The 13,706-nt window shown below is 69.7% G+C and carries 12 protein-coding genes; 2 read left to right on the top strand and 10 right to left on the bottom strand.

The window, feature by feature from the left end; genetic code table 11:
* Window positions 1–24: 24 nt before the first annotated feature.
* Window positions 25–972, bottom strand: a complete 948-nt coding sequence (locus tag LLS1_RS08705) for an ROK family glucokinase (protein WP_223357079.1) — start codon at window positions 970–972, stop codon at window positions 25–27.
* 151 nt (window positions 973–1,123) lie between these two features.
* On the opposite strand from LLS1_RS08705, the gene LLS1_RS08700 reads away from it, so the two are divergent.
* Entirely contained in the window at window positions 1,124–2,953 is a 1,830-nt protein-coding gene (locus LLS1_RS08700; protein ID WP_226654788.1) for a long-chain fatty acid--CoA ligase, read from the top strand.
* Window positions 2,954–2,995: 42 nt separating this feature from the next.
* Here LLS1_RS08700 and LLS1_RS08695 read toward each other — a convergent pair whose 3' ends face one another.
* The 5 genes from LLS1_RS08695 to LLS1_RS08675 all read right to left on the bottom strand — a co-directional run bounded on the left by LLS1_RS08695 (window position 2,996) and on the right by LLS1_RS08675 (window position 10,223).
* The gene (locus LLS1_RS08695; RefSeq protein WP_226654786.1) at window positions 2,996–3,895 is read right to left on the bottom strand and encodes a hypothetical protein; all 900 of its coding nucleotides are present in this window, start codon (window positions 3,893–3,895) and stop codon (window positions 2,996–2,998) included.
* Window positions 3,896–4,049: 154 nt separating this feature from the next.
* Window positions 4,050–4,889 carry an NAD(P)-dependent oxidoreductase gene (locus LLS1_RS08690; RefSeq protein ID WP_226654784.1) on the bottom strand — a complete coding sequence of 280 codons (840 nt, stop codon included), beginning with the start codon at window positions 4,887–4,889 and terminating at the stop codon, window positions 4,050–4,052.
* Window positions 4,890–4,924: 35 nt separating this feature from the next.
* The gene (def, locus tag LLS1_RS08685; RefSeq protein ID WP_226654782.1) at window positions 4,925–5,416 is read right to left on the bottom strand and encodes a peptide deformylase; all 492 of its coding nucleotides are present in this window, start codon (window positions 5,414–5,416) and stop codon (window positions 4,925–4,927) included.
* Window positions 5,417–5,454: 38 nt separating this feature from the next.
* A complete protein-coding gene (locus tag LLS1_RS08680) occupies window positions 5,455–6,765 on the bottom strand; it encodes a MinD/ParA family protein (protein WP_226654780.1) in 1,311 nt (436 codons plus the stop codon).
* 53 nt (window positions 6,766–6,818) lie between these two features.
* On the bottom strand, window positions 6,819–10,223 hold the full coding sequence (locus LLS1_RS08675; protein WP_226654778.1) for a pyruvate carboxylase: 3,405 nt from the start codon (window positions 10,221–10,223) through the stop codon (window positions 6,819–6,821).
* 79 nt (window positions 10,224–10,302) lie between these two features.
* Here LLS1_RS08675 and LLS1_RS08670 point away from each other — a divergent pair, with 79 nt between their 5' ends.
* A complete protein-coding gene (locus LLS1_RS08670; protein ID WP_025157657.1) occupies window positions 10,303–11,112 on the top strand; it encodes a ParA family protein in 810 nt (269 codons plus the stop codon).
* Window positions 11,113–11,200: 88 nt separating this feature from the next.
* Here LLS1_RS08670 and LLS1_RS08665 read toward each other — a convergent pair whose 3' ends face one another.
* The 4 genes from LLS1_RS08665 to LLS1_RS08650 form a co-directional block, all read right to left on the bottom strand.
* The gene (locus LLS1_RS08665; protein WP_308443805.1) at window positions 11,201–11,752 is read right to left on the bottom strand and encodes a MerR family transcriptional regulator; all 552 of its coding nucleotides are present in this window, start codon (window positions 11,750–11,752) and stop codon (window positions 11,201–11,203) included.
* A gap of 129 nt (window positions 11,753–11,881) precedes the next feature.
* Window positions 11,882–12,574 carry a MerR family transcriptional regulator gene (locus tag LLS1_RS08660; protein ID WP_223357099.1) on the bottom strand — a complete coding sequence of 231 codons (693 nt, stop codon included), beginning with the start codon at window positions 12,572–12,574 and terminating at the stop codon, window positions 11,882–11,884.
* Window positions 12,574–13,083 (bottom strand): FHA domain-containing protein, encoded by a 510-nt coding sequence (locus LLS1_RS08655; RefSeq protein ID WP_374758256.1) that lies wholly within the window; start codon window positions 13,081–13,083, stop codon window positions 12,574–12,576. The genes LLS1_RS08660 and LLS1_RS08655 overlap by 1 nt, the downstream gene beginning before the upstream one ends.
* On the bottom strand, window positions 13,070–13,705 hold the full coding sequence (locus LLS1_RS08650; protein WP_226654774.1) for a CDP-alcohol phosphatidyltransferase family protein: 636 nt from the start codon (window positions 13,703–13,705) through the stop codon (window positions 13,070–13,072). Before LLS1_RS08650 ends, LLS1_RS08655 begins: the two co-directional genes overlap by 14 nt.
* Window position 13,706 lies beyond the last annotated feature (1 nt).

The following is a 13,706-nucleotide window of genomic DNA, read 5'->3' as shown; positions in this document are numbered from 1 at the left end:
CTGCAGCCTAGCCCCCGTCCGGCGTCAGAGGGAGGCGTGCACGCGGGCGAGATCCGCCGCGCCGACGACACCCGCGTCGTTCACGAGCTCGGCGATCTTGAACTCGGGCTCGGGGTGGTACCCGCGGGCCGGGAGGTTCTCGAGGTACGCCAGGCGGATCGGCTCGAGCAGCAGCTCGCCGGCCTGGGCGACCCCGCCGCCGAACACGAAGAGCTGCGGGTCGAGGATGGCGCCCAGGCTCGCGCAGGCCTGTCCCAGCCAGTCGCCGAGCTGGCGGAGCGCGGCGAGGGCGCCGGGGTCCCCCGCCATGATCAGGGTCGAGATGTCACTGCCGCTGAGGGTCCCGGTGCGTGCGCGCACGTCGGCGAGGGCCTGGCCGATGCCGCCCGCGTCGGCAAGCTCGTTCGCCATCCGCTGCAGTGCGCGGCCCGATCCGTACTGCTCGATGCAGCCGTGCGCACCGCAGCCGCAGGGCAGGCCGCCGGGCACCACGCGCATGTGGCCGATCTCGGCGCCGGCGCCGAAGCCGCCGCGGAAGAGGCGGTCGTTGCTGACGATCGCCCCGCCGACCCCCGTGCCGATAGTGAGGATGACCATATCGCTGACGAGGCGGCCCGCGCCGAAGCGGAACTCTGCCCATCCCGCAGCGTTCGCATCGTTCTCGATGAGGACGGGCAGGTCGATGCGCTTCTCGAGCTTCTCCCGGAACGGCTCGTGGCGCCAGTTGATGTTCGGGGCGTAGTAGACGGTCGACTGCGCGGCGTCGATGAATCCGGCGGCCGCGACACCGGCGCCCGCGATCTCCTCCGGACCGTCGGAGAGGCGCTCGATCATCTCGACCACAGCGTTCTCGATCTCCGCCGGGCTGGTCGCATCGGTCGGGACACGGTCCTCGCGCACGATGACCCCGAGCTCGTCGACGACGGCCCCCGCGATCTTCGTGCCTCCGATGTCGATCCCGATCGCGTGCACAGGCAGAACCTTCCAGAGGGGGCGGTGGTGGGATGGTGGGGGCGGGCCGCCCGGGAGGCGACTCCCGCCGCACCATCTAGAGTGTAGTTAACGAGTCCGGCCGAAGCCATTCGGTCGAGCCAGTCGCCCACCGGTATCGAAGGAGCTGCCCGTGATCAGTTTCGAAACACCCGCCGTCGTCCCTGCCGACCCCGAGGCCAACTCCACCGACCTGCTCATCCAGCGGGTCGCCGCGACCCCGGACGCGCCGCTCTTCAGCGTTCCGGACGGTGCGGGTTGGCGAGACATCACCGCGGCCGAGTTCCACCGTCAGGTCGTCGCGCTCGCCAAGGGACTGGTCGCCGCGGGGATCCAGCCCGGCGACAAGATCGGCCTGATGTGCAAGACGCGGTACGAGTGGAGTCTCATCGACTTCGCGACCTGGTTCGCCGGCGCAGTGCTCGTGCCCATCTACGAGACCTCCTCCCCCACGCAGATCCAGTGGAACATGGCCGACTCGGGCGCCATCGCCGTCATCCTGGAGAACGCCGAGATGCACGCCCGCTTCGACGAGGTGCACGCCGACCTCCCGCTGATCGGGGACGTGTGGCAGTTGCACCTGGGCGACCTCGACAAGCTCACGGCGGCCGGGGTCGAGGTGCCGGACGCGGAGATCGAGCGGCGCCGCAACCTCGCCCGCGGCGAGGACATCGCCACGCTGATCTACACCTCGGGCTCGACCGGCCGCCCCAAGGGCTGCGTGCTCACCCACTCCAACTTCGTCGAGCTCTCCCGCAACTCGGCCGAAGCGCTCACCGAGCTGGTCAACCAGCCGGGCGGCGCCTCCACCCTGCTCTTCATCACCACCGCCCACGTCTTCGCCCGGTTCATCGCGGTGCTGTGCGTCACCGGGGGCGTGAAGGTCGGGCACCAGGCCGACACCAAGCAGCTGCTGCCTGCGCTCGCCAGCTTCAAGCCCACCTTCCTCCTCGCGGTCCCCCGCGTGTTCGAGAAGGTCTACAACTCGGCCGAGCAGAAGGCGGAAGCCGGCGGCCGGGGCAAGATCTTCCGCGCCGCCGCCGCCGTCGCCGTCGAGCACTCGAAGGCCGTCGAGGCCGGGTCGGTGCCGTTCGGGCTGAAGCTGAAGTTCGCCCTCTACGACCGGCTCGTGTTCAGCAAGCTGCGCGCCGCGATGGGCGGGCGGGTCCGATACGCCGTCTCGGGCTCCGCCCCGCTCGGTGCGCACCTCGGCCACTTCTTCCACAGCCTGGGCATCAAGATCCTCGAAGGCTACGGTCTCACCGAGACCACGGCCCCTGCGACCGTCAACCTCCCGGACACCTTCAAGATCGGGACCGTCGGCCCCGCGCTCCCCGGTGTCGCGCTGCGGCTGGCCGACGACGGCGAGATCCAGGTGAAGGGAATCAACGTCTTCAAGGAGTACTGGAAGAACCCGGAGGCCACCGAGGCCGCCTTCGACGACGGGTGGTTCAAGACGGGCGACCTCGGCTCGTTCGACGCCGACGGCTTCCTCTCCATCACTGGTCGCAAGAAGGAGATCATCGTCACCGCCGGCGGCAAGAACGTCTCCCCCGCCGCTCTCGAGGACCCGATCCGCGCCAACCCGCTCGTCGGCCAGGTGGTCGTCGTCGGCGATCAGAAGCCGTTCATCTCCGCCCTCGTCACCCTCGACACGGAGATGCTGCCCACCTGGCTCGCCAACAACGGCGAGGACAAGGACATGACGCTGGCCGAGGCGTCCGTCAACCCGGCCGTCAACGCCGAGATCCAGCGCGCGGTCGACGCCGCCAACGCCGGCGTCTCGCGTGCGGAGAGCGTGCGCAAGTTCGTCGTGCTCGCGACCGAGCTCACCGAGGCGAGCGGCCACCTGACGCCGAAGCTCAGCATCAAGCGCAACGTCATCCTCGCCGACTTCGCCGACGTCATCGACGGCATCTACAGCGACAACCCCAAGACCCAGGGCATCTCCCTCGCCTACTGACCCCGCGCGACATTCGTGCCGAATGTCGAGTTTGACGCCGCGTTACTCGACATTCGGCACGAATCTCCGGAGGCGCGTGACGAAGGCGGCGCGCTCGTGGAACAGGTCGCGTGCCGTCACGCGTACCACCCGCCACCCCTCACGCTCGAGCAGTTCACGTCGCTCGATGTCGAGATGCCACTGGCGCTGGTCCACGCGGTGACCGTCGCCCTCGTATTCGAGGGCGATACGGTGGCGCGCGACCGTGAGGTCGGGGTGCAGGACAAGCCGGCCTCCGTCGACAGGTACAGGCGCATTGACGGCAATACCCGACACACCGCACTCCTCGAGCAGCAATCGCAGCAGCGACTCCGGCCGAGAGTCCGTTCCGTAGCGGATGCGCCGCAGCGCCCAGGTGCGAGAGCGTGAGCCCTTGGTCCGATGCAACTCGTCTGCCAGTGCCGCGAGAACATCATGGGTCACAAGGGCTTCCCTGCCGCGGGCTCCCACCAGGTGATCGCCTGCCGCCACCAGATCCTCCCTATCCAGAACCCCGGAGAGTTGGCACCAAATGTGCGCGGGCGCCGAAATGCGAAGACCATCCGTCACTGCGCCCTCGACACTGCGCAAGCTGTGCCCGACGACGCCTCGCGCGCGCGGCGGCGTTCGCGGGTGTTCGACGGCGACGTGCAGGATGCCCTGCACGATGCCAGGTGGCAGGGGAATGCCGAGCAGAGCCGCGGCTGTCTGGTGACTGAAGTAGGCATCCGCCGGCATCACATGCAGGTAGGCCCGGCACCGCGCGAGCACATCCTCCGGTGGTCGAAACGTGTGGACGGCGTGGAACGGATGATGCAGGTCGCGAGCGCGGAGGCGCGACGCGCTCACGCCCGACAGGCGTGCGTCCTCAGAGGTGAAGGATCGTCCACCGCGGCCGGCAGGAAGAGGTGCAGGAGTGCGCATTCGTTCATCGTGCCAAGCAGCTCGGCGCTCCTGCGCCCTCCCGACACTTCTGTGGAAAAGTTCCTCCTCATCGCCACAACTGTGGACGAACATTCGTGACGATTCGCAGGAATGGCGCACGCAGAGTCGACATTCGGCACGAATGCCGAAGGGGTCAGTCGCGCCAGGAGTGGGCGGGGGCGTAGCCGAGGAGGCGGCGGGCCTTGTCGATGGAGAGCAGGGTGTCGTTGACGCCGAGCTCGCCCTTCAGCGGGACGCCGGGGAAGACCTCGGCCACGAGCTCGGCGTTGGGACGGGTCATCACGGTGTCGGCGGCGGCGATGATGAAGCGGTCGAAACCGGTGGCGTCCCAGTCGAGGGCGCGTTTGACGGCCTGCGCGCCATCGCGGGCGTCGATGTAGCCCCAGAGGTTCCACTTGCGGGCCCGCGCGTCGGCGTCGAACGACGGGAACTCGGCGTAGTCGGACGGGTCCATGACATTGGAGAACCGCAGCGCGACGATCTTGAGCGACGGGTCCCAGCGCACGAGCTCGATCGCCATCTGCTCCTCGAGGTGCTTGACCAGGGAGTAGGTCGACTCGGGACGTGCCGCGTAGTCCTCGTCCACCGGGATGTACGGCGGGGGCACGTCGAACGGCAGACCGAGCACGGTCTCGCTCGACGCGTAGACGATGTTCCGGATGCCCGCCCGGCGCGCGGCCTGGAAGACGTTGTACGTCGCGCGGATGTTGTTGTGGAAGGTCGCCACGTCGCTCAGGATGCCCGGGGCGGGGATGGCGGCGAGGTGCACGATCGCGTCGAACCCGGTGTGCCGGTCGTCGACGCCGAGAATGGCGTCGAGCGTCTGCCCGAAGTCGGTCAGGTCGACGCGGACGAAGCCGGGTCCGCGCTCTCCCACCGCGTCGAGGCTGACGACATCGTCGCCGCCCGCTCGCAGTTCGCGGACGACCGTGCGTCCGAGCTTGCCTGATCCTCCGGTGACCGCGATGCGCATGACGTCAGTCTAGGAGGAGGGAGGGCCGGTCCGGGTCAGAACCAGTCGCTCTCGCGCACCTGCTTCATGGCCTCGCGCCGCGTCTCCTTGTCGAGGCGGTCGAGGTAGAGCTTCCCGTCGAGGTGGTCGGTCTCGTGCTGCAGAGCCTGCGCCATGACGCCGGTGCCGGAGACCTCGATCTCGTTGCCGTCGACGTCGATCCCCCGCACGCGGGCGAAGGGATAGCGCAGGGTCTTGAACCACAGCCCCGGGACGGAGAGGCAGCCCTCGTCGACCAGTTCGGGCTCGCCGGAGACCTCGACCAGCTCCGGGTTGATGACGTAGCCGACGTCGCCGTCCACGTTGTAGCTGAACGCGCGCAGGTTGACGCCGATCTGCGGAGCCGCGACACCGGCGCGCCCCGGCGGCAGCACACTGTCGACCAGGTCTTCGACGAGGCCGCGCACCCCGTCGTCGATCTCGCCGACGGGCTGGGACGGGGTCTTCAGGACGGGGTCGCCGAAAATACGGATCTGACGCTCGGTCACGAGTACTACTCCTCGGTGGGGCGGACGGACGGACGGGCTCAGTCGCGCTCGGCGGGAAGTCCCTCGACCACGAGCGCGGCGAGGGTGCGGGCGGAGAGCTTGGTCAGCGGCTTGAGTGCCTTCCACTGCACCACAGAGCCGGCGGCGAGCTGCGGGTCGTACGGGATGCGGACGATCTCGCGGACCCGCGAGCGGAAGTGCGCCTCGATCTCCTCGAGCTTCACCAGGTTCGTTCCCTGCGTCGCCGTGTTGAGCGCCACGATCGCGTTGCGCACGAGTTCGCCGTAGCCGTTCGCCTCGAGCCAGGTCAGGGTCTCGGACGCGAGGCGCGCCTCGTCGACGCTGCCGCCGGAGACGATGACGAGGGAGTCGGCACGCTGGAGGGTCGCCCGCATGACCGAGTGGACGATGCCGGTGCCGCAGTCCGTCAGGACGATCGAGTAGAAGCGCGCCGTGAGGTCGGCGACGACGTTGTAGTCGTTCTCGTCGAACGCCTCCGAGAGCAGGGGGTCCGTGTCGGATGCGAGGATGTCGAGCCGCGTCTCGTCCCGGGAGACGAGCGCCGAGAAATCGGTGAAACCCGTGATGCTCGCGGCCTTGTGCACCACGTCGCGCACGGTCGCCCGCGTCTGCTTGGGCACGCGCTCCGAGAGGGTGCCGCGATCCGGGTTGGCGTCGATGGCGACGATGCGGTCGTCGCGGGCGTCGGCCAGCGCCATCCCGAGCAGCGTGGTGACGGTGGTCTTGCCGACGCCGCCTTTGCGGGTCAGCACCGGCACGAAGCGGGTGCCGCCCTCGAACTGCTTCTGGATGCGGTGGTCGAGCTCCTTGCGGGCGCGCACCGTGGCGGAGTCGCCCAGGTTCACCGTGCGGAAGGTCGCGTTGTAGACGAAGCGCTGCCACGGTCCCTCCGGTCCCGGCCGCGTCTTGCGGTTGACTTCCAGCAGCCGGTCGGCGGTGAGCATGGCCGCCGGTTCGGGCTGCGTCGAGTGCTCGCCGCGCATCCGGTCGCGGCGTGACTGCCCGAACTGCTCACGCTGAGTGTCACCGCCCGGCAGCGGGACGACCGGCTCCGCCGTCTCCGTGCGGGTCGTCTCCGTCGGGCCGGTGGCCAGACGAGAGGCGACGATCGCGACGGAGGTCGTGCTCGGCTCTGTCGGCGATGCGACGAACCCGGGGTCGATCGGGATGTCGTCGATCGCGACTGCGGCCTCGTCATCCGGCACCTCTCGCGGAGGGGTCGGCGGAAGATCCACGGCGATGCTCAGCGTCTCCGGCGTGGTGAGCGTGAGCTCCTCGTCCAGGGGCGTGAGGTCGCGGCGCTCCGGCTCCTCCGGCTTCTGTGCCACGTTCTTCGGTCTCCTCCTGCCTCCTCACGGAGGCGACTTCGACAGTGTAGGCGCTACGCCGTCGCGACCACGACCAGGAGGTCGCCGGCATCGACCTGCTGGGTCTTCGGGATCGCGAGCCGCTCGATCGTCCCGGCGATGGGGGCGGTGATCGCCGCCTCCATCTTCATGGCCTCGATCGACGCCACGGCCTGCCCGGCCTCGACGCGGTCGCCGACGGCGACGTGCAGGGTGACGACGCCCGAGAACGGCGCGGCGATGTGGCCCGGCTTCGCCGAGTCCGCCTTCTCCGCCGCCTTCGTCTCGACGACGATGCTGCGGTCGCGCACGAACACCGGGCGCAGCTGGCCGTTGAGCGTGGTCATGACGGTGCGCATGCCCTTCTCGTCCGCCTCGCCGATGGCTTCGAGCCCGATGTAGAGGCGCACGCCCTTGCTGAACTCGATGACGTGCTCCGCGCCCGGCTTGAGGCCGTAGAGGTAGTCGAGCGAGTCGACGACCGAGAGGTCGCCGAACAGTTCGCGCATCTGCTCGAAGATCCGGGTCGGGGCGGGGAAGAGGAGCCGGTTGAGCGCGGCGCGGCGCTCGGCGCTCGAGCCTTCGAGCGCGGCCGCGTCCTCCGCGGGGACGTCCTCCACACCGACCTTGACGGTCTTGCCGGCCAGCACCTTGGTGCGGAACGGCTCCGGCCAGCCGCCGGGCAGCTCGCCCAGCTCGCCCGCCATGAAGCCGACGACCGAGTCCGGGATGTCGTAGTTCTGCGGGTTCTCGGCGAAGTCGTCCGGGTCGGCGTTCACGGCCGCGAGGTGCAGAGCGAGGTCGCCGACGACCTTCGACGAGGGCGTCACCTTGGGGATGCGGCCGAGGATGCGGTTGGCCGCCGCGTACATGTCCTCGACGAGCTCGAAGTCCTCCGCGAGGCCCAGGGCCTTGGCCTGCTGACGCAGGTTGGAGAGCTGCCCGCCCGGGATCTCGTGCTTGTACACGCGGCCGGTGGGCCCGGGGAGGCCGGACTCGAACGGCGCGTAGACGTGGCGCACGGCCTCCCAGTACGGCTCGAGGTCCTCGACGGCGGAGAGCGAGATGCCGGTGTCGCGCTCGGTGTGGGCGAGCGCGGCGACGAGAGCGGAGGCGCTCGGCTGGCTGGTGGTGCCCGCCATCGGCGCGCTGGCCACGTCGACCGCGTCGGCGCCGGCGCGGGCCGCGGCGAGAAGCGTCGCGAGCTGGCCGCCCGGGGTGTCGTGCGTGTGCACGTGCACCGGGAGGTCGAAACGCTCGCGGAACGCCGCGACGAGCTTCTCGGCCGCGGACGGACGCAGGAGGCCCGCCATGTCCTTGATCGCCAGGATGTGCGCGCCCGACTCCACGATCTGCTCCGCGAGCCTCAGGTAGTAGTCGAGCGTGTAGAGGTCCTCGGCCGGGTCGAGCAGGTCGCCCGTGTAGCAGACGGCGACCTCCGCGACCGCGGTGCCCGTGGCGAGCACCGACTCGATCGCCGGGCGCATCTGGGACACGTCGTTCAAGGCGTCGAAGATGCGGAAGATGTCGACGCCGGTCGCCGCGGCCTCGCGCACGAACGCGTCCGCGACCTGCGTCGGGTACGGCGTGTAGCCGACGGTGTTGCGCCCGCGCAGCAGCATCTGGATGTTGACGTTGGGCAGCGCTTCGCGCAGCGACGCCAGACGCTCCCACGGCTCCTCGCCGAGGAAGCGGAGCGCGACGTCGTAGGTCGCACCACCCCAGGCCTCGACCGAGAGCAGCTCGGGCGTCATGCGCGCGACGTAGGGCGCGACCGCGAGGAGGTCCTTGGTGCGCACGCGGGTCGCGAGCAGCGACTGGTGCGCGTCGCGGAACGTCGTCTCCGTGACCGCGAGGGCCTTCTGCGCACGGAGCGCCTCGGCGAAGCCCTTCGGTCCGAGCTCCAGCAGCCGCTGACGGGAGCCGGACGGCGCGGGGACGTTGAGGTCGATCCTGGGCAGCTTGTCCGCCGGCTCGGCCGTCTCGGGCCGGGGGCCGTTCGGCTGGTTGACCGTGACGTCGGCGAGCCAGTTGAGGACCTTCGTGCCGCGGTCCTTCGAGACGCGGCCCTTGAACAGCTCCGGCCGCTCCTCGATGAAGGCGGTCGAGACGTCGCCGGCGATGAAGTCCGGGTCCTCCAGGACGGCCTGCAGGAACGGGATGTTGGTGGCGACGCCGCGCACGCGGAACTCGGCCAGGGCGCGACGGGCGCGCGAGACGGCGGCCGGGAAGTCGCGCCCGCGGCAGATGAGCTTGGCGAGCATGGAGTCGAAGTGGGGGCTGATCTGCGATCCGGGGCTGATCGTGCCGCCGTCGAGGCGGATGCCGCCGCCGCCGGGCGAGCGGTAGGTGGTGATCTTGCCGGTGTCGGGGCGGAAGCCCGCGGTCGGGTCCTCCGTCGTGATGCGGCACTGCAGGGCGGCGCCGCGGATGTGGACGGTGTCCTGGCTGAGGCCCAGCTCGGCGAGCGTCTCGCCCGCGGCGATGCGCATCTGCGACTGCACGAGGTCGACGTCGGTGATCTCCTCCGTGACGGTGTGCTCGACCTGGATGCGCGGGTTCATCTCGATGAAGACGTGCTCGCCCGCCCGGTCGCCCGCGGTGTCGAGCAGGAACTCGACGGTGCCTGCGTTCTCGTAGCCGATCGACTTCGCGAAGGCCACCGCGTCGCGGTACAGCGCCTGGCGGATGTCGTCGGAGAGGTTCGGCGCCGGGGCGATCTCGACGACCTTCTGGTGGCGGCGCTGCACCGAGCAGTCGCGCTCGAACAGGTGCATCGTGTTCCCCGCGCCATCGGCGAGGATCTGGACCTCGATGTGGCGGGGGCGCAGAACGGCCTGCTCGAGGAACATGGTGGGGTCGCCGAAGGCGCTGTCGGCCTCGCGCATCGCCTCTTCGAGGGCGGCGCGCAGCTCGCCCTTGCTGTTCACCCGGCGCATACCGCGGCCGCCGCCTCCCGCGACCGCCTTCGCGAAGATCGGGAAGCCGATCTCGTCCGCGCCCGCCAGCAGCTCGTCGATGTCGCGCGACGGCGGCGTGGACTTCAGCACGGGTACACCCGCGGCGATCGCGTGCTCCTTCGCCGTGACCTTGTTGCCCGCCATCTCGAGCACCTCGGCGCGCGGGCCGATGAAGGTGATCCCTGCCGCGCGCGCGGCCTCGGCCAGGTCGGGATTCTCGGACAGGAAGCCGTACCCGGGGTAGATCGCATCGGCGCCCGACTCCTTGGCGACGCGGATGATCTCCGCGACGTCCAGGTACGCGCGCACCGGGTGGCCCGGCTCGCCGATCTGGTACGCCTCGTCGGCCTTGAGCCTGTGCATCGAGTTGCGATCCTCGTACGGGAAGACGGCGACCGTCTGGGCGCCCAGCTCATAGGCGGCGCGGAAAGCACGGATCGCGATTTCACCACGGTTGGCAACGAGGATCTTACGGAACATGGGGACCTTTCGAGCAGGGGTCGACACCACACAGCAAACGGTTAGGTTCTCTAAGACTAGTGAAGGTAACGTGGCTCTCGTGCACGTACTCAGCGTTAGTTCCCTCAAGGGCGGCGTCGGAAAGACGACCGTGACCCTCGGACTGGCCTCTGCCGCGTTCGCGAAAGGGCTGCGGACGCTGGTCGTCGACCTCGACCCGCAGTCCGACGTGTCGACCGGCATGGACATCCAGGTCGCGGGCCACCTCAATGTGGCCGACGTGCTCGCGTCCCCCAAGGAGAAGATCGTGCGCGCCGCGATCGCGCCCTCCGGCTGGACCAAGGGCCGCGCGGGCAAGATCGACGTCATGATCGGCAGCCCGTCCGCGATCAACTTCGACGGGCCGCACCCGAGCATCCGTGACATCTGGAAGCTCGAGGAGGCGCTCGCCAACGTCGAGCACGACTACGAGCTCGTCCTGATCGACTGCGCGCCGTCGCTGAACGCCCTCACGCGCACCGCGTGGGCCGCGAGCGACCGCGTCGCCGTCGTCACCGAGCCCGGGCTGTTCTCGGTCGCCGCCGCCGACCGGGCCCTGCGCGCGATCGAGGAGATCCGCCGCGGCCTGTCGCCGCGCCTCCAGCCACTCGGCATCATCGTCAACCGTGCGCGCGTCCAGTCATTGGAGCACCAGTTCCGCATCAAGGAGCTGCGCGACATGTTCGGGCCGCTCGTCCTCGCCCCGCAGCTCCCCGAGCGTACGTCGCTGCAGCAGGCGCAGGGCGCCGCGAAGCCGTTGCACGTGTGGCCGGGCGAGAGCGCACAGGAGATGGCGCACAACTTCGACCTGCTGCTGGAGCGTGTGCTGCGCACCGCCCGCATCGGCGAATACGCGACCGCCGGATCCTGACGCGCGACGGCCTGCTCCTGATCGGAGGCGCGGGCTCGACACCCGACGTCGGATGATCCGCCCGGACGCCCGCTGGGCGGGACCGGTTCTAGGAGGCCTTGGACTTCGAGGCGCGGCGCTGGGCCAGCTCGTCGAGTGAGTCGCTCTGCGTGTCGAGCTCGACCAGGCTGGACTCCACCTCGCGGAGGACCTTGCCCACGGCGATGCCGAACACGCCCTGGCCGCGACTCACGAGGTCGATGACCTCGTCGTTGGAGGTGCACAGGTAGACGCTGGCGCCGTCGCTCATCAGCGTGGTCTGGGCGAGGTCGCTGACCCCGGACTCCCGCAGCTGGTTGACGGCGGTGCGGATCTGCTGGAGCGAGATCCCGGTGTCGAGGAGGCGCTTGACGAGCTTCAGGACGAGGATGTCGCGGAAGCCGTAGAGACGCTGCGAACCCGAGCCCGCCGCGCCGCGGACGGTCGGCTCGACCAGGCCCGTGCGGGCCCAGTAATCGAGCTGGCGGTAGGAGATGCCGGCCGCTCGGGCGGCGACCGCACCGCGGTAGCCGTTGGCGTCGTCCATGTCCGGCAGGCCGTCGGTGAACAGCAGACCCAGGTCGTACCGGGCAGCGCCGTCGTCACGACTCGCTTCGCTCATGATGTTCGCCTCTCGCCCGTTCTCGGATCGTGCGCCGACGGTGGGCGCTTCATCCACGGTACCGATGCGGGAGGTCCCGGGCAACGACATCCGGACATTCACTGTCGGCGTGTCGAGCGGTTCCGTCGGTCACGGACGCAGGCGCGCCAGCGACGAGCGGATGATGCTGCCGCGGACGACGTCGAGCTGACCGGCGATCTCGCGCGCGAGCTCGGCCGTGCGCGCCTTGCTGGAGACGTCGTTGCGGCGCGCGATCGGCACGAGGGCGGTCTCGATGAGACCGATCTCGCGTTCCGCCGCGGCGCGGAATCCGCGCAGATGACGGGGCTCGATGCCCGACTTGCGCAGTTCGACGAGGGCGCCCAGCACGGTCAGGGCGTCCTCCCCGTAGAGGTCGGCCGGGGCGATCAGAGAGGCCGTGATCGCCTGCTGCAGGAGCTCCGGGCTGGCGCCCGACTCCCGCAGCAGGTCGTCCCGTTGGAGGCGCCGTTCTCCGACCAGGATCGACGGCGCGGCCGCTCCTCCCGGGATGCTCGGCTCGAGGCCGGCGTCGAGGTCGGCGAGGTAGGCCTTGATGACCTTGAGGGGCAGATAGTGGTCGCGCTGCATCCCGAGCACGGTGCGCAGTCGCTCGACATCCTCCGGGGAGAACTTGCGGTAGCCGGAGGGCGTGCGGGCCGGGGAGACCAGGCCGCGCTCCTCGAGGAAGCGCAGCTTGGACGACGAGAGGTCGGGGAACTCCGGAGTCAGTCGCTCGAGGACCTGCCCGATGCTCAGCAGGGCGCGCGAGGCGCCCGACGCCCTCGCCGCTTGCCGGGCCACTAGCCGTTCGCCGCGGCGGCGAGGTCTTGGCGGGACGCGTAGAACGTGAGCCGGAACTTGCCGATCTGGACCTCGGCGGAGTCGGAGAGCAGCGCGCTCTCGATGCGGACCCCGTCGAAGTAGGTGCCGTTCAGCGACCCCAGGTCGCGCACCTCGAACGCCGTGCCACGGCGGGTGAACTCGGCGTGGCGGCGGGAGACGGTCACATCGTCGAGGAAGATCTCGGCGTTGGGGTGACGGCCCGCGGTCGTCACGTCGGCGTCGAGCAGGAACCGCGCCCCGGCGTTCGGCCCCCGGCGCACGACCAGCAGGGCGGAACCCGAGGGCAGGGCGTTGATCGCCTCCTGCTCCTCCGGCGAGATCTCTCCGTCGAGCGGGAACATCTTCGAGACGAAGTCCTCGCCGAAACGCGCCGTAGTGTCTTCATTCCCCGACGCGGATTCACGCAGGGGGTTGTTCCCGGCGTCGTCCGCCGGTCGGTTCAGGTAGTTCTCGTCAGGCACCGTCAACCTCCTCGTGATCCAGCGTATCCGATCGAGCGGCCCCGTCATCGGCCGGAAGGCGTATTACTCGGGAGGTTTCGCGAATGTAGACGATACCTGCCCACCAGTAGAGGAAGGCGCCCCACAGGGCGAAGGCCCAGCCGAGCGGCAGGGAGAAGGGCGCGAGCGGGGCGAAGGCCTCGCCCAGCATCAGCAGCGGAAGCGCCCAGAACAGGCAGAACGTCGCGACCTTGCCCAGGTGATGCACCGGGAGCGGGCCGAAGCCGTGGTTCGCGAGGATGACGCCCAGCACCGCGAGCATGACGTCACGGGCGACGATCACGGCCACGAGCCACCAGGGGATGACCTCCCGCCAGGCGAGACCGATCAGCGCGGCGAAGATGTAGAGCCGGTCGGCCGCCGGGTCCAGGAGCTGCCCGAGACGGGACACCTGGTCGAGCCGGCGCGCGAGGTAGCCGTCGAGGAAGTCGGTGATGCTCGAGACGACGAGCACCAGGAGTGCGAGTGCGTCGTAGCCGACGATCACGAACGCCAGGAACACCGGCACCAGGGCGAGCCGGAAGAAGCTGAGGAGGTTCGGGATCGTCCAGACGCGGGAGCTCACCTCGCGTTCGCCGACTCCATCCACA

It is taken from the genome of Leifsonia sp. LS1, from assembly GCF_020521355.1.
Lineage (GTDB): Bacteria > Actinomycetota > Actinomycetes > Actinomycetales > Microbacteriaceae > Leifsonia.
The sequence above is the reverse complement of the archived record's forward strand: the minus strand, read 5'-3'. Positions and strand labels throughout refer to the sequence as shown.